Here is a 24,612-nt window from a genome sequence, read left to right on the forward strand (position 1 = left end):
GATATAAATTTAAAATACTTTGGAACCGATGGTGTGCGTGGAATCGCAAACCAAACCTTAACACCTGAGTTAGCATTTCAATTGGGACGTACTGGTGGTTATGTTTTAACGCAACATGCGCAACAACAAGATCGGCAACCACGTGTCTTAGTGGCACGGGATACGCGGATTTCTGGTCAAATGCTAGAACATGCCTTGGTGGCTGGGTTATTATCAGTTGGGATTGAAGTTTTACGCCTTGGTGTGATGACTACACCGGGGGTCGCATATTTAGTTCGTGCCCAATCAGCCGATGCTGGGGTTATGATTACTGCATCCCATAACCCTGCACAAGATAATGGAATTAAATTCTTTGGAAACGATGGTTTTAAATTATCTGATGAACTTGAATTTGAAATTGAACAATTGCTAGATGCTGAGACAGATATTCTTCCCCGCCCAGCAGCTGTCGGTTTAGGGTCAGTTTCAGAATATCCAGAAGGTGCTTTGAAATATACTAAATTCTTACAAGAAACAATTCCTGATGACTTATCGGGATTAAATGTTGCCATCGATGCGGCCAATGGGGCAACTTCTGGTTTAGTGTCACATCTCTTTGCTGATTTAGGTACGGATTTTGTAACAATGGCAACTAATCCAAATGGCACTAACATCAATGACGGAGTAGGTTCAACGCATCCAGAAGCTTTAGCGGCCTTTGTACAAGAAAAAGGTGCGGATGTAGGAATTGCCTTTGATGGTGATGGTGATCGTTTGATTGCGGTTGATGAGTTAGGTAATATTGTTAATGGTGATAAGGTTATGTTCATTACTGGTAAGTACATGAACGAACATGGTCGTTTAAAGAAAAATACGGTTGTAACAACAGTGATGTCTAATCTTGGGATGTATAAGGCCCTTGAAGAAAATGATATGCAATCTGTAAAAACTGCCGTAGGTGATCGCTATGTTGTTGAAGAAATGTTGAAAAATGGCTACAACGTTGGTGGTGAACAATCAGGACACATTGTCTTTCTTGACTGGAATACTACTGGAGATGGTATGTTAACAGCTATTCAATTACTACATATCTTAAAAGAAAGTGGTAAAAAATTATCTGTTCTGGCAGCGGAAGTAACAGAATATCCACAACAATTAATTAATGTGCGTGTTACCGACAAAAAACGAGCACTTGAAAATGAAGCGATTAAAGCAATCATTGCGCAGGTGGAAACTGAAATGAACGGCGAAGGTCGCGTTTTAGTACGCCCAAGTGGAACTGAAAACTTATTACGTGTTATGGCAGAAGCAAAAACAGAAGATGCCGTAAAAGAATACGTTGCACGCATTGTGGCTGTTGTAGAAGAAGAAGTGGGTATTAAATAAATTACTCAAAAGTTGCAATCCGATATGACTAATTAGTGGTGTTAGTAAATACCGCTGAGCAGTCGGGTGCTATTGATAAATACTAATAAAAAGGCTGGAGAAAAATTAATTTTTCCCCCAGCCTTTTTTGTGTATATGTGTAAAAATACATAATGTTAAATGCCATGTTAGATCGATTTTTCTTGTAGAAAATAGGAATAAGCCACTCCATTTTTGATAGTAGTAGTGACATGAAAAAGCCTTGTAACACCAATAATGACGTGAAAAACTTATCGTATAATTGGTAAATACGATTAACATTAATTAATAAACATCTATACCAATGTACAAAAAGTTTGACACACCCTTATATATAAGTGTATTATCTACCTATACCATTAAAATAAGAGGTGAACTTATATGTGTGGAATTGTCGGAATTACTGGGAGTCGTGCAGCATTACCAGTATTACTACGTGGATTACAAAAACTTGAATACCGCGGCTATGATTCAGCCGGGGTATATGTAAATGACAGTGCAACTAACGACGAGTTTTTCTTTAAAGAAAAAGGTCGAGTTGAACAATTAGAAGCATTGGTAGCAGATAAGGGTATTCATGGGAATACTGGGATTGCGCATACGCGTTGGGCTACGCATGGTATTCCAAGTGCGCACAATTCGCATCCGCATGTTTCAGCGTCTGGTCGTTTCTTTTTGGTCCACAATGGGGTTATTGAAGGTTTCCGTGAATTAAAGGAAACATATCTTCAAGGAGTTGATTTTAAGTCAGAAACTGATACTGAAGTTGCCGTTCAACTTGTTGCTAAGTTTGTTGAACAAGATGGATTGACAGTCCCAACAGCATTCCGCAAAGTGTTAGCTTTAATCGGTACTGGTTCATATGGCTTTGTGTTGGTTGATAACCAAAACCCTGATGTCCTTTACGTTGCTCGTAACAAGAGTCCTTTACTTTTAGGTCTTGGCGAAGACTTCACGGTTGTGACGTCTGATGCGGCAGCAATGTTGGAATACACTCATGAATTTATGGCACTTGATGATGGTGAAATGGCAATTATCAAAGGCACTGATATCGAAATTTTAAATGCAGCTAATGAACCAGTGAAACACGATGCATTCACTATTGAAATTGATGCAGCAGAAACTGATAAGGGTATCTACCCATACTACATGTTAAAAGAAATCGAAGAACAACCTAATGTGATTCGGACATTACTTAACGAATATATGGATGATACTAGTCATGTAAATATTGACGATGCAATTATTAATGAATTAAAACAAGCGGACCGTATTTACATTGTGGCTGCTGGAACTTCATATCATGCTTCATTGATTGGTAAGCGGATGTTTGAAAAAATTGCTAACCGGCCAACTCAAGTTGAGATTGCGTCTGAGTTTGCATATGATAGTTACATTCCTGAAGCCAATCCATTCTTTATCTTCCTTTCACAATCTGGTGAAACGGCTGACTCACGTGAAGTATTACAAATGGTTGAAGCTAAAGGGTTCAAGTCATTGACATTAACGAATGTTCCTAACTCAACGCTTGCACGTGAAGCAACTTATGCATTGCCATTATTGGCTGGTCCTGAAATTGCCGTGGCATCTACTAAGGCCTACACGGCTCAAATTACTGTTTTGGCATTTTTGGCCCAAGCAATGGTGGATAATAAAGTTTCCGTAGCACACCCATTGGCAGCGATTGCCGTTGCGATGGAAGCTATTTTGCAAGACAAAGATCGTTATAAGGTTTTAGCAGAAGAGTACTTAGTTGATTCTTCAAGCGCCTTTTACATTGGCCGGGCTAACGATGCTGAATTAGCATTAGAAGCTGCTTTGAAACTCAAAGAAATTTCATATGTTCATACAGAAGGTTTTGCAGCGGGTGAATTAAAGCATGGTACATTAGCGTTAATTGAAGATAACACACCTGTGATTGGTTTAATTACACAACCTAAGACCGCTGAATTAACACGTTCAAACTTAGCTGAAACGCAAGCACGTGGTGCACATACCTTAATCATTGCTACGGAAGAAATCGCACATTCTGATGATCAAGTGATTTTACCATCTGTTGATAGTGCAAATGATGATGCCGTTGTTGTTGATCAATTAGCAATTTTATTGGCAACAATTCCAGTACAATTATTGTCATACTTCACTTCATTAGGTCGTGGCTTGGATGTTGACCGTCCTCGTAACTTGGCCAAATCAGTGACAGTTCAATAACTAGTAGTTGAATTAATAACAAATAGTTTAATAAAAGCAGCTTGAAAGTAATCTTTCAAGTTGCTTTTTTATATGAATGAAAAAAATTCAAAGATTTGGTCTATACCGCTTGTCGAAAGACATATTTAGTTGTATCATTGGTATATACCAATAAAAGGAGTCCTAATCATGAAAATTATTAAAGTAACCGATCAACAAGCAGGTGGTAAAGCTGGATTTGAAATTTTTAAAGAAGCCCTCGCAAACGGTGCGACAACTTTTGGTTTAGCAACTGGTAGTACTCCAGTTACTACGTATGCAGAAATTGTTGCAAGTGATCTTGATTTTTCAAACGCTACATCAATTAACTTAGATGAATATGTTGGCCTAGCTGCAGATCACGATCAAAGTTACCACTACTTTATGAATGAACATTTATTTAGCAAAAAACCATTTGCACAATCATTCTTACCAGATGGTCTTGCAACTGATTTGGATGCTTTTGTTAAGGAATACCATGAAATTATTGAAAGTCACCCAATTGACTTACAAATATTAGGAATTGGTCAAAACGGTCATATTGGATTTAATGAACCTGGAACTTCTTTTACAGCGAATACGCACGTAGTTGATTTAACAGATTCAACAATTGAAGCTAATTCACGTTTCTTCGCTAGCCGTGATGAAGTACCAGCCCAAGCTATTAGTATGGGAATTGCCGAAATTTTACAATCTAAACAAATTATTGTTGAAGCATTTGGTAAAAACAAAGCTGAAGCAATCAAGAAGATGGTTGAAGGACCAATTACGGAAGATGTACCCGCATCTGTTTTACAAAAGCACAATAATGTTGTCGTAATTGTTGACGAAGAAGCCGCTAGTTTGCTTGCATAAAAAAACATCGTAAATAGTTGAGTTGTTAGAGTTGACAGCGCTTTCATAATTTTGTATTATAATAGCAGTAAGAAGTAATTCTTACCTTCTAATCAATTCTCTTTCTCTCTTATGCCGACCTTTCGTCTTTTGACGGAAGGTTTTTGTATTGTCGTGGTATAATAATAGATGATGATATAGTGGAGGGTAGTAGCTTGAATGAAGTTTTAGATTTAATTGAAGAAATCACTCGGTTAGATAATACAAAATATATTGAAATCGGTAATTTAACCCATAATGGACGTGCTGAGGCAGCTGCGGAAAAAGGGTTTATCAAAGAAGTCCGCATTTTAAAACTAAACATCCCGCATTCTAAGCACGTTGAATTATACGAGCAATTAATTAATCAACGCCATCAAATGCCGACATGGGAAATGACAGCTTGGGATGAATGGGTTAAAGATGAGCAAATGGAACATGAAATTCAGGCAATTTTAGCCGAAAATAAAGTTGGTTAAAATATTTGTATAGTATATTAACTAAAATCGTGTTATTTTAACTAATGGCCTTATTTGTAGGAAAGGAGGCACATATGAAGACGGAATTATTAGAACAGTACATAGATGCATACTTAGTCTATTTAAAGTATTTAGGCGATATTGTGGCCCGTTCTGCGGCTCGATTCAATTTATCATTTGAACAATACTTAATTATTCGTGAAATTGCTCGTCGAGAAAAAGTGACGTTAACTGACATTGTTGATGAACGGAATGTCACGCGTGCAGCTGTATCACGGCAAATTAAAGTGCTTTTAAAGCGTAATTATATATATCAAGAAGCAGATGTACATGATCGTCGGCGAATGTTTCTCCATCTAACAACAGATGGTAAGGAAGCAGAACGTGTTATTAGTAAACGGATGCGTGATCGGTTTAATGGTTGGATTGATGTTTTTGGTACTGAACGTGCGGAAGATATTTTAGAGTTTATTCTTGATTTTGGAGAATTAGTAACTAAGGAATCAAAAGGTGAAGATACTAGTTTAACGAGTAAGTAATAATTGGTTACTTATAAAATTGTAAAAGTGAGTTTTCTTTGAGGAAACTCACTTTTTTTATATTGTTCTTTTTAAATGAAAGCCTTTTCATTTAAAAAGAAAACGGTTACAATTTAGTTATCTAAACTATGGAGGCATATTATGTCAGAACCGTTATTTTTAATTCCGCAATTACATGACAAAATTTGGGGTGGAACTACACTGGGCGAATTTTTTAATTTTCAACTAGCGAGTGATCATGTTGGTGAAGCGTGGATAATTTCCGCCCATCCTAATGGTGTCGATACTGTTACTGGTGGAACGTATGATAAACGTACGCTTGCTGATTTATGGGCAAACAATAAGGAATTATTTGGTAATGCAACCGCTGAAAAATTTCCATTACTAGTTAAATTTTTGGATGCGAAAGAAGATTTATCAATTCAAGTACATCCCGATGATGAATATGCCAAGGCCCATGCTAATGAATTAGGGAAAACAGAATGTTGGTATATTCTCGATGCTAAACCAGGGGCTAAAATTTATTATGGCCATAATGCGCAAACGCCACTAGAACTGGAAACAATGATTAATAACCAAGATTGGGAGCATTTATTGCGTCAAGTTGAGGTTAAACCCGGTGAATTTTATTACATTCCATCGGGGACAGTTCATGCACTCGGAGCGGGTGTGTTGGCCTTAGAAGTCCAACAAAGTTCTGACACGACATATCGAATTTATGATTTTGATCGTGTTGATAAAACCACTGGTAAATTACGTGAATTGCATTTAGCGGATGCAATCAAGGTAATTAATGTCCCCTCTAAGGAACGAGCCGTCCAACCAACGACCGAAATACATGAAGCAAATATAGAAACCCGCTTAGCTGATGAAAAATATTTTAAGGTGATTAAGTGGGACATTAAACAACAACCGCAGATTTTTACTCAAACACATGATAAATATACCTTAGCAGTAGTAATTGCTGGTGCCGGGACGTTAACAGTCGAGGGGCAAGTATACCAACTATCAAAAGGCCAAGGACTAATTTTACCAAGTAATGTTACTACATGGACAATTGATGGTGAGATCACGGTGGTACTTAGTCAACCAAATAATTAAAAGGTAAGCATTTAAATTGCAAAGTAAACGCTTACATGATACTATATAGCCATAAGGAAGAATCAATTAGGTAGTGCCACCGGATAAGTTTTACTTGCGGACACACCACCGAAGATTCGTTCAAGTCTAGAGCGGTTTTGGTGATACAACTCTAGCTAGGCGTGCAGATTTGGTAATTCTTTCAATGAAACAATATCTTATGTAATACATGGTTATGAATGGAAAGTACAAATCATCAACGGCAAATGTTAAGACCAGTTTATGAAGGTTGGATTAGTGATCATAAAGTGGCATGATTCTTCCAAAAGCTCCATAGTATGGCTAGGTGACTCGCGAGAGGCTACCTAGCTTTTTTATTTGTAAAAATACCCAAAAAGGCTTAAATTTAAATAGTAGATAACCGATTAAGTAATAAGTGCCTTTTATTATCGAAATCGAATTTTTTATTATCAAATTAGTTGAAATATTATTAATAAACAAGGATAAAAATTGCACATAATTGTGTTTATCAAATTTACATTATTTATTAGATAAAAACATTGTTATGTAAGCAAATCTACTATATAATTTACGCTGCAATAAAATTTTATGGTATCGGTAAAGGAACAAAAACGACATGTCTGAATTAAAATTACAACTGGCAACAGTCGCCGATTTACCAATTGTCATGAAGATTACTAACCAGGCTAAAGCATTGCTTAAAGCTGATGGAATCAATCAATGGCAAATGGGTTATCCAAGTGAAGTTGACTTTGAAAATGATATGCAGCAAGAGCATCTTTATGTAGCAAAACTCGATGATCAATCAGTTGGGTTTATTGCTTTGATTGACGGCTTGGATCAAGCATATCAAATTATTGAAAATGGGGCGTGGTTGAATAACGACGAACCTTATTACACAATTCACCGGGTTGCGGTAAGTAGTGAAGTTAGTGGTCAAAAGCTAGGTGAACGAATGTTACGATCTGCGGTAGAAAAAAGTTTAGAACTCGGTCCGGATGCTAAAAGTGTCCGGGTTGATACCCATCCAGATAATAAACGCATGCAATATTTATTAAATAAAATTGGGTTTGTGTTAACTGGACATATTTTTATTAATGATGGTGAACTACGTTACGCTTACGAATATATGAGATAAATATATTTTCGAGGAAGAACCTATGAAAACTCTCCCGCACGTATGGTTATATCCAAATATTGACAAAAAAACTAATTCCCGTAAACCAGCATCAATCAAAATAGATTTTCGTAATACGAATATGTTGTTGATGGAGCTTGATAAACGGCATCAGATAAAGCAAGTTGATTTGGCGGGCGGTAATCTTTGCCAGCCAGCTGTCAGTAAAATATTAAATGGTGATAGTTCAACGCTGAGTGTTAAAGCGTTGCTAGTTTTTGGTAAGCAATATGATATGTCCGGTGGTATAACTAAGAGTGTGGACGTAGATGTTTTTTCAAAGGTATCGCAAGCGTATTTAAATAACAATCCGCGTCACTTTGCGGATGAACTTGAAAAAATTAAATACAAAGATTTAATCGATGTCATCGATAAATTACGCTACCATGTTTATGATATGGTGTTGCTAAATAGTAAGCATAACTATCAACGTGTTATCAAAGGTGAAGCACCCATCGGTCAGTTAATTGCCCAGGGACAGTATATTCGGATGGAGTTGATGTTTTACCATCAATTAGCCATAGCCTATCTTAGTTTAGCAATGGATGCAGAGTTTACCCAAATTATGGGCCAAATTTTAAATGTCTTGAGACGCTATAAAGAGCGCCAAGAGTTACATGATGAATTACATTTAATGTATGCCCTGCTTGGATATGAAGCGTTACAACAAAAGTTAGTAGCCTATGGACGCCACAAAGAATTAGCGGTACTTTCGCAGAAAATGAAAATTTGGCAAGAAAGTCAAAGTTTCTATAATGGGGTTGTCAAGGCGTTTGTTGTCTTAGATTATCGATTAAAAAATAAATAAAAAAATAAGCGTCTAACATATGTTAGACGCTTATTTTTTATTTAGTCCGTACAACTAAGACATCAACATCAGCAACACGAGTGACGTATTCAGTTACAGAACCAATTAGAATACGTTCAACTGTATTTAAACCAGTTGCCCCAATCATGATTAAATCGGCGTTGACTGCTTTAGGTGCTTCTTTTGCGATAACGGCCTTTGGTGAGCCATATTCAATCGTATAGCTAACATTAGTGATACCAGCGGCTTTAGCTTTTTCAACATAGCCATCAAGGGTCTTTTTAGCAGTTTCTGATACTTCTTCAACCATAGATGTATCAAATGATGATACATTTTGGAAGGCCCGTGTATCGATGACGTGTAAAATGTGTAAATGAGCGTTGTTACCGTTCCGAAGAGTAACGGCGATGGCTTTATCTAAAGCCAATTCAGCTTCTTTTGAGCCATCAACGGGAATAAGGATGTTTAAATAACGTTGGTCTAACATAATAGATACCTCAGCTTTCAATTTATAGTTCGTTTATTACTTATATTATAGGTTAAAATTGTGTTTTAAACAAATGATATCATAAGTAATATTTTAAGAAAGTGCTAAATCGCCATGTTAGCATGGTAGTAGCTAACATGCTAATAATTACTAATACTGCTGCAATTACTAAATAACCAAGTAAATTAATAATGATTGTTAATAAGCCTAAAATAATAAAAAGGCGGCCGTAAAATCGACAAAATTTGCTTAATTGAGGGCGATCGGTGACACTAATGCCAAGCAAGTTCGTTTGTTGATGGTGCCATAAATAACCACCAATAAAGAGGACGACGGCACCTAAAAACGTAACGAGAATAACTAACATGTGCTAGATCCTTTCATAAAAATATATAAAAAAAGAGTAGGGTAACCCTACTCCAGAACACCAATATGGTACCGTTAGAAAATCATTCAGTTTGACCCCGATAAACGCGAGGTGGTCATCTCAAAAAGTAAAATTACGTTACCAAATGTGTGGCATACGTGCAATTAAATCCATCCATGACCGAAATGTAGTTACTTGTAAGGCAAAGCTGAAATAAGTAGATTTTCGCGTATACCTTAGAAATCCTTACTTAAATTATAGCAATTTTTACGCTAAAATAAACCCTTTTTGTTTAGGTTAATTACGGTTTCGTAAGCGTTGGGCAATTTCTTTTAATTGAGCCTCATGTTTACTATTTCCTTTTGGTTGGAAATAGTCGGCATTTTTTAAATTATCAGGTAAATATTGTTGTTTGACCCAATCATTTGGATAATCATGAGGATATTTATAATCGATTCCACGGCCGAGTTTAGCAGCGCCTTGATAATGAGCATCTCGTAAATGTGAGGGAATGTTACCAGTATGACCATTAGCAAGATCAGCTAACGCATTATCGATGGCAACATAAGCGGCATTTGATTTGGCAGATAAGGCTAGTTCAATCACGGCATTGGCTAGCGGAATCCGTGCTTCAGGTAGCCCAAGTTTATTGGCCGCTTCAATGGCACTGACAGCATGGGCTGCTGCAGTCGGGTTGGCTAAGCCGACATCTTCATAGGCGATTACTAGTAGCCGCCGCATGATAATTGGTAAATCACCAGCCGTAATTAAACGGGCCAAGTAATGCAACGCGGCATTGACATCGCTACCACGAATTGATTTTTGAAAGGCGGAAATAACATCGTAATGAGCATCCCCATCTTTATCAGCACTAATGGTTTTCTTTTGGATAACTTGTTGAATGGTTTTAAGTGGTAACTCGATAATGCCATCGGTATTTGGTTTGGTTGATAAAACGGCTAATTCAAGACCATTAAGTGCACTTCGTAAATCCCCATTAGTTGCAGTGATTAATTGTTCCATCGCAGCTGTTTCGAGCTTAACTTGATATTGTCCTAAGCCGCGTTCAGCATCATCTAAGGCCCGGTTAATGGCGATCTTGATATCGGCTGGCTCGAGAGGATTTACTTCAAATATTTGCGTACGTGAACGAATGGCCGGATTAATTGTGATATATGGATTTTCTGTTGTAGCTCCAATTAAAATGATTGCACCACTTTCAAGGTGCGGTAGTAAAAAATCTTGTTTGGTTTTGTCAAGTCGGTGAATTTCATCGAGTAATAAGATAACAGTCCCCGACATTTTTGCCTCTTCTGCGACAATTTGCATATCTTTTTTGGTATCAGTAGCGGCATTTAAAATACGGAAAGCATATTTAGTTGAACCCGCAATCGCACTAGCAATACTTGTTTTACCAGTACCAGGGGGACCGTAAAGAATCATTGATGATAGCCGCTTGGCTTTAACCATTCGATTAATTATTTGCCCCTCACCAACTAAATGTTGTTGGCCAACAATTTCGGTGATGTTTTTGGGTCGCATGCGAAAGGCTAATGGTTGCTGCATAAGATTATTTTCCTTTGAAAAGTTTTTGCCACCACGTTAATTGTACTTGAGCGGGGGTATCTGACTCGTTTGATTGGCGTAAACTAGCGATAGGTTGGGCTGGTTCTTGAACGGCAGTAGTAAGATTAACAAGTGCAAGCGCAACGTTATCTGGTGTAGTTCGGTAGTGCGAATCGGTTTTTAATTGTACTGGAAAATTACGCTTTTTAGCTAAATTTAAAAAGGGTGTTAACGAATTAATAGGCAAATTACCATTTAAGAGTAAGGTTGCATTAGGTTGTTTAGTTAGGGCAATGTCCCATTCTGCTAAGTAACCATCAGTATTTAATTCGTTAACGGTCATTATAAAGTAGACCCGTTCCTTAAATGAACCCAGATAAGCATTTTGTTCATCTGGATTAAGTTGTTGATCACCATAGCGGGCGTGATCAAGGTGCTGGCTTAGATTGTTTGTTTCGTCAGTAGGCATAGCAACCTCCTTGTCGGCAGTGTTTGAATATATAAACGATTATACCAGTTAATATAAAAAGGTGTAAAATCCAGTGAATCAGTTAATTACATCAAAATTTAAGTTGAGAGTTGGCAAGTGAAGTTATATATGGTATGATACTCCTTGTGTTTAATAAGGCAGCAGTGAACGGTAAGCTCGTCAATAGCACAGTCAACCACCTTTGTTTTTTAGGAAACCAAGTAACCGTAGCTGTAAGGTGAACGGCGTAGACTGAGCTACACGAATATTGAGTTCACATGAATTATTAGATAACAAAATATAATTCATAAAATAGGAGGACATTCATATGTCTCGTTATACTGGTCCTAAGTACCGTATCTCACGTCGTCTTGGCGTTTCATTGTCAGGTACAGGTAAAGAACTTGCTAAAAAACCATACGCACCTGGTGACCACGGTCAAGGTCGTCGCGGTAAGCTTTCAGAATACGGTACTCAATTGCGCGCTAAGCAACGTATCCGTTTCACTTACGGTTTGAGCGAACGTCAATTCTCAAACTTGTTCAAAAAAGCTGGTAAGGTTCGTAAGGGTACTCACGGTACTAACTTCTTAGTATTGCTTGAAACTCGTTTGGACAACGTTGTTTACCGTTTAGGTTTGGCTACTACTCGTGCCCAAGCTCGTCAATTGGTAAACCACGGCCACATCCTTGTTGATGGTGGACGCGTTGATATCCCATCATACGAAGTTAAGCCTGGTCAAGAAATCTCAGTTCGCGACAAGTCAAAGAAGTTGGCTATCATTGCTACTTCAGTTGAAGCAACTGTTGCTCGTCCACAATTCGTTGAATTTGATGCAGAAGCATTGAAGGGTTCATTAGTACGTTTCCCAGAACGTGAAGAACTTGATGCAGAATTCGAAGAAAACCTTGTGGTTGAATACTACAACAAGCTTGGCTAATCTTTGGTTACCATGTTTTTGGAAAAAGCGGTCGATATTGTCGATCGCTTTTTTGTTGTCTAAAATTTTCTTAATGTTTTTGCATTCGTTACTTATAAATGTTACGGTATGGATTGATAAATTAATTGAAGAGGTTCGAAACTATGAGTATACGTTTAATAGCTGTTGATATGGATGGGACGTTTTTAAATGACCAAAATGAATTTAATCGGCAACGGTTTCAAAATTTATTACCACAATTGGCTGCTAAGGATATTAAATTTGCTGTGGCTAGTGGCTCTCAATACCAACGTTTACAAGGAAAGTTTGCGGGCATTGATGCTGAAATTTTCTTTATTTCACAAAATGGCTCTGTTGTTCATGATGGTGATGAATTTTTGGCTGCGGCGCCGATTACGGATGATTTGATTCGGGATGTTTTTACAGTGATTGCTGAATTTCCGGTGGAATATATTAGCCAAGTGATTGTTTCAGGGGTTGAAAAGACCTATGTAGAAAGTGGTATACCGGCCGAAGTCCAAGCGATGGTTGCCGAATACTTTAGTGATTTAGCTGTTATAGATAATTTAAGTAAAATTTCAAGTGCAACGGTTGGTGAAGGATTAACAAAAATTGGGGTGCGCTTTTCAAGTAAAACACCTAACCTCGAAGCGGTTATTGCAAACTTTCGGGCTAAATTACCTGCTCAATTAGCTAGTTTGAATTCCGGCTTTAACATTGAATTAGTCGGGGTTGGGGATGTTAATAAGGCTACCGGTATTAAAATGATTCAAGATAAATATGATATCGCACCAGATGAAATTGTAACTTTTGGTGATAACGAAAATGATATTGCCATGTTGGCGTTAACGCCGCATAGTTATGCCATGGAAAATGCGCACAGCAAGGTCAAAGAAATTGCCCAACATGTCGCACCTACAAATAATGAAGAGGGTGTCTTAACGGTCATTGAACAGTTGTTAGCAGAATAATAATTGATTGCAATGTGAATTCAATTGAACACAAAAGCGGTGGTAGAAATACTATTTTCTACCCCGCTTTTTTGCTGTATTAAGATGTAATGGACATGTGGATATGCTATGATTACTTTTATTGCATTTTTCAAATAGTTAAATATTAAGGAATAAAGAACATGAATAAAAAAGGCATCAGTCTACCAATGTTAATTGCATTGGTTATTAGTTCATCAATTGGAACCGCAATTTTTACTTTCACAAGCAGTTTTGCTAAAGTTGCGGCCCCTGGTCCCATGCTATTAGCATGGGGGATTGTTGGGGTTGGGGTATTAGCTTTAGCGTTAACCTTTAGTAATTTAATCAATAAACGACCAGATCTTGATGGAATCTTTGCTTATGCTGAAGCTGGGTTTGGCCCTTTTGCCGGTTTTTTAAGTGGGTGGGGTTATTGGTTATCCGCATGGGTCGGCAATGTCGCTTTTGCCACGATTTTAGTTAGTTCGATTGGGTATTTTTTACCGATTTTCAAAAGTGGCCAAAATATGCCATCAATTATTTTAGCCTCAGTGATTGCCTGGGCCTTGAATTGGTTTGTCAGTCGTGGCGTGGAATCAGCAACTGCTGTTAATACGATTGTAACGGTTTGTAAATTAATTCCGTTGTTTGTATTTATCTTGGTGGCAATCGTTTTATTTAACGGTCATTTGTTTACTGCTGATTTTTGGGGCAATATTCATGATAATTTTAGTAATCACTTAGTATGGCCACAAGTTAAGCAATGTATCATGATGATGATGTGGTCGTTTGTGGGTATCGAAGGAGCAACCATGATGTCATCACGGGCCCGGGTTAAACGCGATGCTAGTAAAGCAACCATTATTGGAGTAATCACTTTAATTTTGTTATATAGTCTGGTTTCTTTATTACCATATGGTTATTATGATCAACAACAATTAGCGCATTTACCGCAACCATCGTTAGTGTATTTATTTAGTCAGATGGTCGGGCCAATTGGCGGGGCTTTTATGAGTTTGGGATTAGTAATTTCAATCTTAGGAGCATGGTTGTCATGGACGATGTTGCCGGCGGAAACGGTTATGTTAATGAGCCAAGCCAATTTATTACCGAAATATTTTGCAAATAAAAATCGTGCTGGTGCACCACATACGGCGTTATTAATTACCCAAGTGTTAGTGCAATTATTCTTGTGTTCATTATTATTTACTAAGCAAGCGTATAACTTTGCAGCATCGTTATGTACAGCAGCGATTGTAATCACATATTGTTTTGTGGCGGCTTATCAAATTAAACATTCACTACAAAATTGGCAACAAAAAGATGCAAAATGGCAACTTGGTATCGGAATTATAGCAATTGCTTTTCAAATAATTGGTATTAGTTTGAATGGCATTCAATACCTCTTGTTAGCGATGATTGCCTATGTTCCAGGAATTTATTTTTATCGACAAGCACGTCAAGTAGCTAATGGTAAACATAAGATGGCTAAACATGAATTTGGGATTACGATTCTGATTGCAGGGAGTGCAATTGTAGCAATTGGTGGCCTCATAATTGGTAAAATAACTTTGTAATATAACTTAGTTGTGATATTTTTATCAAATATTTACAAATGAATAAATAACCCTAAAAAGCCTGTTATAATGGGCTTTTTTGTTAGCGTTAAAGACCAATTAAAACGAAAGATAGCTTAAATTTGTTTAGCACTTATATTGCTAAATTATGGATTGTGGCGTACAATTAAAACTGTTAAAAAACTAATTCTGTTGGAGGAATTTACTATGACTGTGAAGGTTGGTATTAACGGTTTCGGACGTATTGGTCGTCTTGCATTCCGTCGTATTCTTGAATTGAAAGACACTGCTTCAGATATTGAAGTGGTTGCTATTAACGATTTGACTAGTCCATCAATGTTGGCATACCTTTTGAAGTATGACTCAACTCATGGAACTTTGAAGGCTGAAGTTTCAGCTACTGAAAACTCAATTATCGTTGACGGTAAGGAATACAAAGTTTACGCCGAACGTAACGCTGCTGACTTAAAGTGGGTTGAAGAAGCCGGTGTTGAATACGTACTTGAATGTACTGGATTCTACACTTCAGAAGAAAAATCACAAGCACACATCGATGCTGGTGCAAAACGTGTCTTGATCTCAGCTCCTGCTGGTGCTATTAAGACTGTTGTTCCTGGTGTTAACTTGGATATCTTGGACAAGGACGATGTTATCGTTTCTGCTGGTTCATGTACTACAAACTGTCTTGCACCAATGGCCTTCTTCTTGAACGAAGAATTTGGTCTTGAAGTTGGTACTATGACTACTGTTCACGCATTTACTTCAACTCAAATGATTCTTGACGGTCCTCGCGGTTCAAAACCACGTAACAACCGTTCAGCTTCAGTTAACACTATTCCTCACTCAACTGGTGCCGCTAAGGCTATCGGTCTTGTAGTTCCTGAATTACAAGGTAAACTTCAAGGTCACGCCCAACGTGTTGGTGTTGTTGACGGTTCATTGACTGAATTGGTTTCAATTCTTTCAAAGAAGGTTACTGCTGAAGAAGTTAACGAAGCAATCAAGAAGCACACTGAAGGTAACGAAGCCTTTGGTTGGAACGAAGACGGAATCGTATCATCAGATATCATTGGTGACACACACGGTTCAGTATTTGACCCAACTCAAACTGAAGTTACTACTGCCGGTGACTTCCAATTGGTTAAGACTGTTGCTTGGTACGATAACGAATACGGTTTCACTTCAAACATGATCCGTACTTTGCTTCACTTTGCAACTCTTGAAGCTTAATTATAACTTATAAGAAAAGATGACTTTGGGTCATCTTTTTTTTGTGATTTGCTAAACAAGGTGTTAAAATAGCAATAGGTGTTGTGTATGTTTGCACAGCCAAAACTTGTTGATAAAAAATTTCAGGAGGATTCTAAATTGGCTAAGTTAACTGTTTCTGATTTAGATTTACAGGGCAAAAAAGTCCTTATGCGTGTTGATTTCAATGTTCCATTGAAAGATGGTGTCGTTACTAACGATAACCGGATTGTGGCTGCTTTGCCAACAATTAAATACGTTATTGAAAATGGCGGTCGTGCGATTCTTTTCTCTCACTTGGGTCGTATCAAGTCAGAAGAAGACAAGCAAGCCTTGTCAATGAAGCCAGTGGCACAAAAGTTAGCTGATTTGCTTGGCAAACCAGTAAACTTTGTTCCTGCTACTGAAGGTCCTGTATTGGAAGAAGCTATCGCCAACTTAAAAGATGGTGAAGTTCTCGTCTTTGAAAACACCCGTTTTGAAGATGTTGTAAATGGTGAAGTTGTTAAACGTGAATCAAAGAATGACCCAGAACTTGGTAAGTACTGGGCATCTCTTGGTGACGTTTTTGTTAACGATGCCTTTGGTACTGCACACCGTGCCCACGCTTCAAACGCAGGTATCGCTGCTAACATCGCCCAAACTGCAGCTGGTTTCTTAATGGAAAAAGAAATCAAGTTCTTGGGTGGTGCAGTTGAAAACCCAGCTCGTCCATTCGTTGCTATTCTTGGTGGTGCGAAGGTTTCAGATAAAATCGGTATCATCGAAAACTTGTTAGCTAAAGCTGACAAAGTTATCGTTGGTGGTGGTATGGCTTACACATTCGACGTTGCCAACGGCAAGAAGATTGGTAACTCATTATTTGAAGAAGATAAATTAGAATTAGCCAAGGAATTGATTGCTAAAGCTGGTGACAAGCTTGTCCTTCCAGTTGATGCAGTAGCTGCCGATGCATTCTCTAACGATGCTAAGACAGTTGTAACTGATGGTGATATTCCTGATGGTTACATGGGTCTTGATATTGGACCTAAGTCAATTGAACTTTTCAAGAACACTTTAGATGGTGCTAAGACAGTTGTTTGGAACGGACCTATGGGTGTGTTTGAAATGTCTAACTTTGCTAAGGGTACCCTTGAAGTTGGTTCATACCTTGCAACTCTTGAAGGTGCAACTACTATTGTTGGTGGTGGTGATTCAACTGCTGCTGCGCAACAATTAGGAATTGCTGACAAGCTTACTCACATTTCTACAGGTGGTGGTGCATCACTTGAATACCTTGAAGGTAAGACACTTCCTGGTATTGCAGCAATCTCAGAAAAGTAAGCTGACATATTGTGATAAATGAAAAGTACTTGATTCGTTGAATCAAGTACTTTTTTGTATTCTAAGCAGTCAATAGGGCAAATATGGTATCATTTTAAGTAAATAAAGCATTATGGAGGTAATATGATGCGGACACCTTTTGTAGCAGCAAACTGGAAAATGAACAAGACATTACCAGAAGCACTTGATTTTTTGCAGACGATTGCGGGTAAATTGCCTGCTGAAGATGATGTTGAAGCATTGATTTGTGCGCAAAGTTTATTTTTAAGTCAAATGATGGCCTTGACGCCAGATGAACCACTCAAAATTGGGGCCGAAAATGTTTTTTGGCAAGATCAAGGAGCGTTTACCGGTGAAACTAGTCCTAAAGCTGTTGCAAGCTTGGGGGTTGATTACGTTATTATTGGCCACAGTGAACGCCGTAAATATTTCCGAGAAACTGATGAGATGGTAAATAATAAAGTCCAAGCCGTTTTACGTAATGGCATGCGCCCAATTATTTGTGTTGATGAAACGATGGGACAACGCGAATCAAATGAAAAAGTTCACTGGGTTGTTTCACAAGTAATCGAAGCCCTTAAAGGCGTGGCAATTGAAGATGCCCATAAAATTACGATTGCATATGAACCTTCGTGGGCCATTGGGGCTGCGGCGGCGAGTGCTAAACAAGCTGAAGATGGTTGCTATTTAATTCGCCAAACGGTTGCTGATATGCTTTCAGATGAAGCTGCTGACCAAGTGCGAGTTCTATATGGTGGCTCTGTTAAACCAACTAACCAAGCTGAATTGATGGCCATGCCTAATATTGATGGGGTTTTAGTGGGGGATGCGTCATTGGATCCGGATATTTTCCTCCAATTAGTAAATTATCAACAAAGGTAAATTTTGTAATATTCATGTGAAATTATGGATAAACTGATGGATTATCATTGTAATTTAGTAGTAAAACTTATACAATTAAAGACGGTAAAACATTAAATTTAACCGAATTCAAGGAGATGTTAAAATGTCTGCAATTACTGATATTTATGCACGCGAAGTCCTCGACTCACGTGGTAACCCAACTGTTGAAGTTGAAGTATATACTGAAGAAGGCGGCTTTGGTCGTGGTATCGTTCCTTCAGGTGCCTCAACTGGTGAACACGAAGCCGTTGAATTACGTGATGGTGACAAGAGCCGTTACATGGGTAAGGGTACACAAAAAGCTGTTGAAAACGTGAACAACGTGATCGCTAAAGAAATCTTAGGCTACGATGTAACTGACCAAGTTGCTATTGATAAAGCTATGATTGCTCTTGATGGTACTGAAAACAAGGGTAAGCTTGGAGCCAACGCTATCTTAGGTGTTTCTATCGCCGTAGCACGTGCTGCTGCTGACGAACTTGATGTGCCATTGTTTAACTACCTTGGTGGTTTCAACGCGCACGTATTGCCAACTCCAATGATGAACGTTATCAATGGTGGTGCTCACTCAGAAAACAAGGTTGATTTCCAAGAATTCATGATCATGCCTGTTGGTGCTCCTTCAATCAAGGAAGCAATCCGTATGGGTTCTGAAACTTTCCACAACTTGAAGAAGTTATTGTCTGCTGACGGTAAAGCTACTTCAGTTGGGGATGAAGGTGGTTTCGCACCTGACTTTGCTAACAACGAAGAACCTCTTCAATACCTTATCAAGGCTATTGAAGCTGCTGGTTACAAGCCTGGTAAAGATATTGCCATTGCTATTGACGTGGCATCTTCAGAACTTTGGGATAACGAAACTAAGAAGTACAAGTTACGTTGGTCAACTGGTGAAGAATACACTACTGAAGAATTTATCAAGTACCTTGAAGACTTGACTGACCGTTACCCAATCATCTCAATTGAAGACCCAATTGATGAAAACAACTGGGACGACTGGAAGACTATCACTACTGAACTTGGTAAGAAAGTTCAATTGGTTGGTGATGACTTCTTCGTTACTAACACTCAATACCTTAAGAAGGGTATTGAAATGGGTACAGCCAACTCAATCCTTATCAAAGTTAACCAAATCGGTACTTTGACTGAAACTATGGAAGCCATCGAAATGGCTAAAGAAGCTGGTTACACTGCGATTGTTTCACACCGTTCAGGTGAAACTGAAGACACTACTATCGCTGACTTGGTTGTTGCTACTAACGCCGGCCAAATCAAGACTGGTTCAATGTCTCGTACAGACCGTATCGCTAAGTACAACCAACTTATGCGTATTGAAGACTTATTGTCTTCAAACGTTGCTGAATACAAGGGTATCCACGCATTCTACAACATCTCAAAAGAAGCTCGCGAAAACATTATCAACAAGTAATGCTTAGTGACCTAAATAGACTTGCTTAGGCAGTCGTTAAAAAGCCACGTAACTTTAAAGTTACGTGGCTTTTTAATACCATGCATTTAGATAATATTAGCCAAACATGGTTTGAATTTGCTATACTTGTAAAGAGCTTTTTTGCAGTGTTTGTATTAATATTAAACAATTAAAGATATATTTGAGGTTAGTAAAGATGAGTGACTTAGCAACAGAAATTAGTAAACGTCGAACGTTTGCGATTATTTCACACCCCGATGCGGGTAAAACAACCATTACGGAACAAATGCTTTTGTTCGGGGGAGTTGTACGTGAAGCCGGAACAGTTAAAGGTAAGAAGAGTGGTAATTTCGCCAAGTCTGACTGGATGGAAATTGAACAAAAACGGGGAATTTCCGTGACTAGTTCTGTTTTACAATTTGATTTTGAAGGTAAACGGATTAATATCTTGGATACTCCAGGACACGAAGATTTCTCTGAAGATACATATCGGACGTTAATGGCCGTCGATTCTGCGGTCATGGTCGTTGATTCTGCTAAAGGGATTGAACCCCAAACGAAGAAGTTATTTGAAATTGTTAAACAACGGGGAATTCCAGTGTTTACGTTCTTCAATAAATTAGATCGTGATGGTCGTGATCCGCTTGAGTTATTGGCAGAATTAGAAGATACTTTGGGAATTGATACATATCCAATGAACTGGCCAATCGGTTCAGGACAAGTACTACAAGGTTTATACGACATGTATAATAAAGAAGTCTTGCTATATCGTCCTGATATTAATGGTAATACTAAATTACCACTAGAAGCCGATGGTAATATTGCCGATGGTAACATTTTAAAAGAAAACCAAATTTGGCGGGATACTTTGGATGAAGTTGATTTAGTGACATCTGCGGGGAATGAGTTTAATGAGGAAGCGATTTTAAACGGACAACTTTCACCAGTATTCTTTGGATCAGCCTTAACTAACTTTGGGGTCGAAACATTCTTAAAGACATATCTTAAATACGCCCCAGCTCCAGGACCTAAGAAAACGGTCGAAGGAATACCTGTTGAACCATTAGCCGATCAATTCTCAGGCTTTGTGTTCAAAATTCAAGCTAACATGAATCCTCAACACCGTGACCGAATTGCCTTTGTCCGGATTGTTTCTGGTGAATTCACGCGAGGAATGGATGTTACGCTTGGACGTGATACTAAAAAGATTCGGTTGAGTAATGTAACACAATTTATGGCGGATTCACGTGAAAACGTTGAAAATGCGGTTCCAGGGGATATCATTGGGGTCTACGATACCGGAACATTCCAGATTGGGGATACTATTTTCTCAGGAAAACAAAAGCTTGAATTTGAAGATCTGCCAACATTTACACCCGAAATCTTTATGCGTGTGACAGCAAAGAATGTGATGAAACAAAAATCATTCCATAAAGGAATTCAACAATTAGTTCAAGAAGGAACGATTCAATTGTACAGTGCATGGTCATCAGGTGATTATATTTTGGGGGCTGTTGGGGCCTTGCAATTTGAAGTCTTTAAATTCCGGATGGAAAATGAATATAATTCTGAAATTGTCCTAGAACCAATGGGTAAAAAGATTGCTCGATGGATTAATCCAGAACAATTAGATGAAAAAATGGCTTCATCACGGAACTTATTAGTGAAAGACCGTTATGATGCACCATTATTCTTATTTGAAAACCAATTTGCGGAACGATGGTTTAAAGATAAGTATCCAACAGTTGAATTAGAAGCAAAATTATAAACTGCAAAATAAAAAGCGTTCTACGATGTGCAATCGTAGAACGCTTTTTTAGCTATTCAGCTGGTGTGTCTGGTGTAACGTTTGTATCCTGGGGCGCTTCTTTTGTGGCTGGTACTTGGCCTTCTGGACTAATTACAATTTCGTCATCAACTAAGTGAGCAACGAGTTTGTGTTCAGCAGGATTGTCTAAGAAGTAATCTGCCACGCGGTCTTCAATTTGTTCTTGAATTACCCGGCGGAGTGGACGGGCACCCATGGCAGGATTGTAGCCAAGGTCAACTAACTTATCGGCCACAGCATCTTCAACGGTTAAATGTAAGTCTTGATCAGCAATCATTTCATTAACATCATCAAGCATTAAGTCAACAATTTCATGCAGATTTTCTTTGGTTAATGGGTTGAATTCAATGATGTCATCAAAACGGTTCAAGAATTCTGGTTTGAAGTAATTGCCTAATTTTTCAGTGATTGAAGCTTTAGGCTTATCTTCAAAACCAACGCTTGGTTCATCAGCAACACCAGCATTTGAAGTCATAATAATGACAGTGTCTTTGAATGAAACAGTGTGACCTTGGGCATCAGTTAAACGACCATCATCAAGGACTTGCAAGAACATGTGCATTACGTCAGGGTGTGCTTTTTCAACTTCATCAAGTAAAATTAATGAATAAGGGTGACGACGAACTTTTTCGGTCAATTGACCAGCTTCTTCGTAACCAACGTAACCAGCAGGGGCTCCGATTAATTTAGAAACACTGTGTTTTTCCATGTATTCTGACATATCAAAGCGAATCATGGCATCCGCTGAACCAAATAACTCTTTAGCTAATTGTTTAGCAGTTTCGGTTTTACCAACCCCAGTTGGCCCAACAAACAGGAAGGAACCGATTGGTCGCCCAGATTTATTAAAGCCGACGCGGTTACGGCGAATTGCGCGGGCCACTTTATTAACAGCGCTATCTTGACCAATAACATGTTCTTCAAGATGCTTATCTAAATCACGTAATTGACCGGCTTCAGATTCTTTTAAGTCACCAACTGGAATTCCAGTTTTTTCTTCAACAATCTTTTCAAGATCTTGATCAGTAACTTCATTTGAACCAGTATCATGAGGATGTTCTTCGGCTTCTTTTTTAGCTCGTTCAAGTTGATTTACTTGATCACGCCAGTATGAGGCTTTTTCATAATCTTCACGATCAATAGCGGCTTGTTTTTGGGCTTCAGCAGAATTAATTTTTGTTTGAATTTCTTTAGGATCAACAACTTTTAAGTTAAGGTTTTTACGTGAACCAGCTTCATCAAGTAAATCGATGGCTTTATCGGGTAAGAAACGATCTTGAATATAACGGGCTGATAAAGTTACCGCCGCTTTAATGGCATCATCAGTGTATTTTACATGGTGATATTCTTCATATTTCTTTTGAATGCCTTTCAAAATAGCTAAAGCTTCATCTTGAGAAGGTTCGTTAACCGTAACAGGTTGGAAACGCCGTGCAAGAGCAGGGTCTTTTTCAATTTGGCGGTATTCGTTTAATGTAGTTGCACCAACAAGTTGGAATTCACCACGGGCTAAGGCTGGTTTCAAGACGTTCCCAGCGTCCATACCGCCTTCAGCGTTCCCAGCACCCATAATTTCATGAATTTCATCAATAAACAAAATGACGTTTTTATTTTTAGATACTTCATCCATTAATTTTTGCATCCGTTCTTCAAATTGACCACGGACACCAGTGCCTTGAACTAATGAAACGACATCAAGGCGATAAACTTCTTTATTACGTAGTTTATCAGGAACTTGACTATTAACAATGGCTTGGGCTAAGCCTTCAACAACGGCAGTTTTACCAACCCCGGCCTCACCAATGAGTACAGGGTTATTTTTAGTACGACGGTTGAGGATTTCAACCACACGGTTAATTTCTTTATCACGGCCAATAACTGGATCAAGGTGGCCTTGGCGCGCTAATTCAGTTAAGTTGAGACCAAATTCAGCAAGGAGGCTACCTTCATTACCATCACCACCCATTTCACGTTGTGGTTGTTGTGGTTGTTGTGGTTGACGGGCACTACGTTGAGCACTCATTTGTTGCCCATTTAGGGCACGGAATAAATCATCGATTGAATTGAAGTTAAAAGATTCTTGTGGCATTTGGCTACCCCCGTTATGAATTTGTTTTTGGACTTTTTGATAACACGATGGACAAAGATGCATCTCAACATTTTGACCATTTAAATTTAATTGCATATGAATTGATGCTGGATTTTTATGACACATTTGGCATAACATTGCCTCACCTCCGTTAATTGTATTTAAAGCATATTCTATTTTATGGAATCAATATTTGACCTTGTTTGACTAATGCTGACCTTTGACTATCAGTATACGCTGATTAATTGGATATGCAACTAAAATGCTCAAAAAATTAGCACTCTTGTAAATAGAGTGCTAATGGTGTTTTTTGTTAAAAAGCCTTGCAATTAATAGCATTTCGCGTAAAAATTAGAAGTTAATTATTTTATTTATTGAAACGAAAAGAGGCTAATTGATGAAAGATTATTTTGCATTATTAGAAGCGGTTCGAAATGGTGAAATTACTGAATTTGAAGTTACGGTCGATGAATTTACGGCATTTCATCAAATTTGGCAAGCGTATCAGTACCAAAATCAAATCAGTGGGGCTGCTAGTCGTGGCGGAAGTATTACTTACACCCAACAAGTTGAGCGTTGAACAAACTAAGTTTACCAATAGTCATGAAAATATTAGTGAAAATACCTATTTAAAAGTAAAAATGTTTATCGCTAATATGGAAAGAAATTTGAAAATGTAAATTAAAAATGTAAGCCTTTACAACGTTATTAAATAAACGTTTTAGGAAAATAGAAAAAATGTAATAAGTTGGCATTTTTGTATGTAAATTTGCTTGTAAAACGTTTTCATTTTGGTTATGATAATGTCATAAGGTTTGGTAGAGTC

Annotated in this window: 22 protein-coding genes; 17 read left to right on the forward strand and 5 right to left on the reverse strand. The window is 38.1% G+C overall.

The window, feature by feature from the left end; translation table 11 throughout:
• The first annotated feature begins 3 nt into the window (after positions 1-3).
• The 8 genes from glmM (at position 4) to LQZ75_RS08890 (ending at position 8,589) form a co-directional block, all read left to right on the forward strand.
• Complete coding sequence (glmM, locus tag LQZ75_RS08855) at positions 4-1,365, forward strand: phosphoglucosamine mutase (protein WP_290368226.1); 1,362 nt, start codon at positions 4-6, stop codon at positions 1,363-1,365.
• Positions 1,366-1,764: 399 nt separating this feature from the next.
• A complete protein-coding gene (gene glmS, locus LQZ75_RS08860) occupies positions 1,765-3,594 on the forward strand; it encodes a glutamine--fructose-6-phosphate transaminase (isomerizing) (RefSeq protein ID WP_230097461.1) in 1,830 nt (609 codons plus the stop codon).
• Positions 3,595-3,762: 168 nt separating this feature from the next.
• Positions 3,763-4,467: a glucosamine-6-phosphate deaminase gene (gene nagB / locus LQZ75_RS08865; RefSeq protein ID WP_230097462.1), complete on the forward strand. Its 705-nt coding sequence runs from the start codon at positions 3,763-3,765 to the stop codon at positions 4,465-4,467.
• A 194-nt stretch (positions 4,468-4,661) separates the two neighbouring features.
• Positions 4,662-4,964 (forward strand): hypothetical protein, encoded by a 303-nt coding sequence (locus LQZ75_RS08870; protein WP_230097463.1) that lies wholly within the window; start codon positions 4,662-4,664, stop codon positions 4,962-4,964.
• 74 nt (positions 4,965-5,038) lie between these two features.
• Positions 5,039-5,503 carry a MarR family winged helix-turn-helix transcriptional regulator gene (locus LQZ75_RS08875; RefSeq protein ID WP_230097464.1) on the forward strand — a complete coding sequence of 155 codons (465 nt, stop codon included), beginning with the start codon at positions 5,039-5,041 and terminating at the stop codon, positions 5,501-5,503.
• 141 nt (positions 5,504-5,644) lie between these two features.
• On the forward strand, positions 5,645-6,604 hold the full coding sequence (gene manA / locus LQZ75_RS08880) for a mannose-6-phosphate isomerase, class I (RefSeq protein ID WP_230097465.1): 960 nt from the start codon (positions 5,645-5,647) through the stop codon (positions 6,602-6,604).
• Between the two features lie 616 nt (positions 6,605-7,220).
• Positions 7,221-7,742, forward strand: coding sequence for a GNAT family N-acetyltransferase (locus LQZ75_RS08885; RefSeq protein ID WP_230097466.1), 522 nt, complete (start codon positions 7,221-7,223; stop codon positions 7,740-7,742).
• Positions 7,743-7,764: 22 nt separating this feature from the next.
• The gene (locus LQZ75_RS08890; RefSeq protein ID WP_230097467.1) at positions 7,765-8,589 is read left to right on the forward strand and encodes a hypothetical protein; all 825 of its coding nucleotides are present in this window, start codon (positions 7,765-7,767) and stop codon (positions 8,587-8,589) included.
• A gap of 37 nt (positions 8,590-8,626) precedes the next feature.
• Here the strand turns inward: LQZ75_RS08890 and LQZ75_RS08895 are convergent, their stop codons facing one another.
• From LQZ75_RS08895 to LQZ75_RS08910, 4 genes are all read right to left on the reverse strand, one after another.
• The gene (locus LQZ75_RS08895) at positions 8,627-9,076 is read right to left on the reverse strand and encodes a universal stress protein (protein WP_230097468.1); all 450 of its coding nucleotides are present in this window, start codon (positions 9,074-9,076) and stop codon (positions 8,627-8,629) included.
• Positions 9,077-9,155: 79 nt separating this feature from the next.
• Positions 9,156-9,443, reverse strand: a complete 288-nt coding sequence (locus LQZ75_RS08900; RefSeq protein ID WP_230097469.1) for a hypothetical protein — start codon at positions 9,441-9,443, stop codon at positions 9,156-9,158.
• Between the two features lie 297 nt (positions 9,444-9,740).
• Positions 9,741-11,009 carry a replication-associated recombination protein A gene (locus tag LQZ75_RS08905; RefSeq protein ID WP_230097470.1) on the reverse strand — a complete coding sequence of 423 codons (1,269 nt, stop codon included), beginning with the start codon at positions 11,007-11,009 and terminating at the stop codon, positions 9,741-9,743.
• Between the two features lie 4 nt (positions 11,010-11,013).
• Positions 11,014-11,478: a DUF1694 domain-containing protein gene (locus tag LQZ75_RS08910; protein ID WP_230097471.1), complete on the reverse strand. Its 465-nt coding sequence runs from the start codon at positions 11,476-11,478 to the stop codon at positions 11,014-11,016.
• 328 nt (positions 11,479-11,806) lie between these two features.
• Between LQZ75_RS08910 and rpsD the strand changes: the two genes are divergently transcribed.
• The 8 genes from rpsD (at position 11,807) to LQZ75_RS08950 (ending at position 21,637) form a co-directional block, all read left to right on the forward strand.
• The gene (rpsD, locus tag LQZ75_RS08915; RefSeq protein ID WP_168722650.1) at positions 11,807-12,418 is read left to right on the forward strand and encodes a 30S ribosomal protein S4; all 612 of its coding nucleotides are present in this window, start codon (positions 11,807-11,809) and stop codon (positions 12,416-12,418) included.
• A gap of 143 nt (positions 12,419-12,561) precedes the next feature.
• Positions 12,562-13,389 (forward strand): Cof-type HAD-IIB family hydrolase, encoded by an 828-nt coding sequence (locus LQZ75_RS08920; protein WP_230097472.1) that lies wholly within the window; start codon positions 12,562-12,564, stop codon positions 13,387-13,389.
• Between the two features lie 161 nt (positions 13,390-13,550).
• On the forward strand, positions 13,551-14,966 hold the full coding sequence (gene arcD, locus LQZ75_RS08925) for an arginine-ornithine antiporter (RefSeq protein WP_230097473.1): 1,416 nt from the start codon (positions 13,551-13,553) through the stop codon (positions 14,964-14,966).
• Between the two features lie 207 nt (positions 14,967-15,173).
• Positions 15,174-16,196, forward strand: coding sequence for a type I glyceraldehyde-3-phosphate dehydrogenase (gene gap, locus LQZ75_RS08930; protein WP_230097474.1), 1,023 nt, complete (start codon positions 15,174-15,176; stop codon positions 16,194-16,196).
• Between the two features lie 138 nt (positions 16,197-16,334).
• The gene (locus LQZ75_RS08935) at positions 16,335-17,537 is read left to right on the forward strand and encodes a phosphoglycerate kinase (protein WP_230097475.1); all 1,203 of its coding nucleotides are present in this window, start codon (positions 16,335-16,337) and stop codon (positions 17,535-17,537) included.
• Between the two features lie 126 nt (positions 17,538-17,663).
• The gene (gene tpiA / locus LQZ75_RS08940) at positions 17,664-18,419 is read left to right on the forward strand and encodes a triose-phosphate isomerase (RefSeq protein WP_230097487.1); all 756 of its coding nucleotides are present in this window, start codon (positions 17,664-17,666) and stop codon (positions 18,417-18,419) included.
• Positions 18,420-18,543: 124 nt separating this feature from the next.
• Positions 18,544-19,869 carry a phosphopyruvate hydratase gene (gene eno / locus LQZ75_RS08945; RefSeq protein ID WP_168722655.1) on the forward strand — a complete coding sequence of 442 codons (1,326 nt, stop codon included), beginning with the start codon at positions 18,544-18,546 and terminating at the stop codon, positions 19,867-19,869.
• A 196-nt stretch (positions 19,870-20,065) separates the two neighbouring features.
• Positions 20,066-21,637: a peptide chain release factor 3 gene (locus tag LQZ75_RS08950; protein ID WP_230097476.1), complete on the forward strand. Its 1,572-nt coding sequence runs from the start codon at positions 20,066-20,068 to the stop codon at positions 21,635-21,637.
• A 52-nt stretch (positions 21,638-21,689) separates the two neighbouring features.
• Here the strand turns inward: LQZ75_RS08950 and LQZ75_RS08955 are convergent, their stop codons facing one another.
• Positions 21,690-23,924, reverse strand: a complete 2,235-nt coding sequence (locus LQZ75_RS08955) for an ATP-dependent Clp protease ATP-binding subunit (RefSeq protein WP_230097477.1) — start codon at positions 23,922-23,924, stop codon at positions 21,690-21,692.
• Between the two features lie 259 nt (positions 23,925-24,183).
• Here LQZ75_RS08955 and ykzS point away from each other — a divergent pair, with 259 nt between their 5' ends.
• Positions 24,184-24,366 (forward strand): protein YkzS, encoded by a 183-nt coding sequence (gene ykzS / locus LQZ75_RS08960; RefSeq protein WP_230097478.1) that lies wholly within the window; start codon positions 24,184-24,186, stop codon positions 24,364-24,366.
• The last annotated feature ends 246 nt before the right edge of the window (positions 24,367-24,612 follow it).

The organism is Periweissella fabaria, assembly GCF_918814575.1.
Taxonomy (GTDB): domain Bacteria; phylum Bacillota; class Bacilli; order Lactobacillales; family Lactobacillaceae; genus Periweissella; species Periweissella fabaria.

Excerpts from the sequence above, each read along its gene's own strand:
- glmS (WP_230097461.1), top strand. The coding sequence starts at position 1,765 with ATGTGTGGAATTGTCGGAATTACTGGGAGTCGTGCAGCATTACCAGTA.
- nagB (WP_230097462.1), top strand. The coding sequence starts at position 3,763 with ATGAAAATTATTAAAGTAACCGATCAACAAGCAGGTGGTAAAGCTGGA.
- LQZ75_RS08875 (WP_230097464.1), top strand. The coding sequence starts at position 5,039 with ATGAAGACGGAATTATTAGAACAGTACATAGATGCATACTTAGTCTAT.
- manA (WP_230097465.1), top strand. The coding sequence starts at position 5,645 with ATGTCAGAACCGTTATTTTTAATTCCGCAATTACATGACAAAATTTGG.
- LQZ75_RS08885 (WP_230097466.1), top strand. The coding sequence starts at position 7,221 with ATGTCTGAATTAAAATTACAACTGGCAACAGTCGCCGATTTACCAATT.
- LQZ75_RS08890 (WP_230097467.1), top strand. The coding sequence starts at position 7,765 with ATGAAAACTCTCCCGCACGTATGGTTATATCCAAATATTGACAAAAAA.
- LQZ75_RS08895 (WP_230097468.1), bottom strand. The coding sequence starts at position 9,076 with ATGTTAGACCAACGTTATTTAAACATCCTTATTCCCGTTGATGGCTCA.
- LQZ75_RS08900 (WP_230097469.1), bottom strand. The coding sequence starts at position 9,443 with ATGTTAGTTATTCTCGTTACGTTTTTAGGTGCCGTCGTCCTCTTTATT.
- LQZ75_RS08905 (WP_230097470.1), bottom strand. The coding sequence starts at position 11,009 with ATGCAGCAACCATTAGCCTTTCGCATGCGACCCAAAAACATCACCGAA.
- LQZ75_RS08910 (WP_230097471.1), bottom strand. The coding sequence starts at position 11,478 with ATGCCTACTGACGAAACAAACAATCTAAGCCAGCACCTTGATCACGCC.
- rpsD (WP_168722650.1), top strand. The coding sequence starts at position 11,807 with ATGTCTCGTTATACTGGTCCTAAGTACCGTATCTCACGTCGTCTTGGC.
- LQZ75_RS08920 (WP_230097472.1), top strand. The coding sequence starts at position 12,562 with ATGAGTATACGTTTAATAGCTGTTGATATGGATGGGACGTTTTTAAAT.
- arcD (WP_230097473.1), top strand. The coding sequence starts at position 13,551 with ATGAATAAAAAAGGCATCAGTCTACCAATGTTAATTGCATTGGTTATT.
- gap (WP_230097474.1), top strand. The coding sequence starts at position 15,174 with ATGACTGTGAAGGTTGGTATTAACGGTTTCGGACGTATTGGTCGTCTT.
- tpiA (WP_230097487.1), top strand. The coding sequence starts at position 17,664 with ATGCGGACACCTTTTGTAGCAGCAAACTGGAAAATGAACAAGACATTA.
- eno (WP_168722655.1), top strand. The coding sequence starts at position 18,544 with ATGTCTGCAATTACTGATATTTATGCACGCGAAGTCCTCGACTCACGT.
- LQZ75_RS08950 (WP_230097476.1), top strand. The coding sequence starts at position 20,066 with ATGAGTGACTTAGCAACAGAAATTAGTAAACGTCGAACGTTTGCGATT.
- LQZ75_RS08955 (WP_230097477.1), bottom strand. The coding sequence starts at position 23,924 with ATGTTATGCCAAATGTGTCATAAAAATCCAGCATCAATTCATATGCAA.
- ykzS (WP_230097478.1), top strand. The coding sequence starts at position 24,184 with ATGAAAGATTATTTTGCATTATTAGAAGCGGTTCGAAATGGTGAAATT.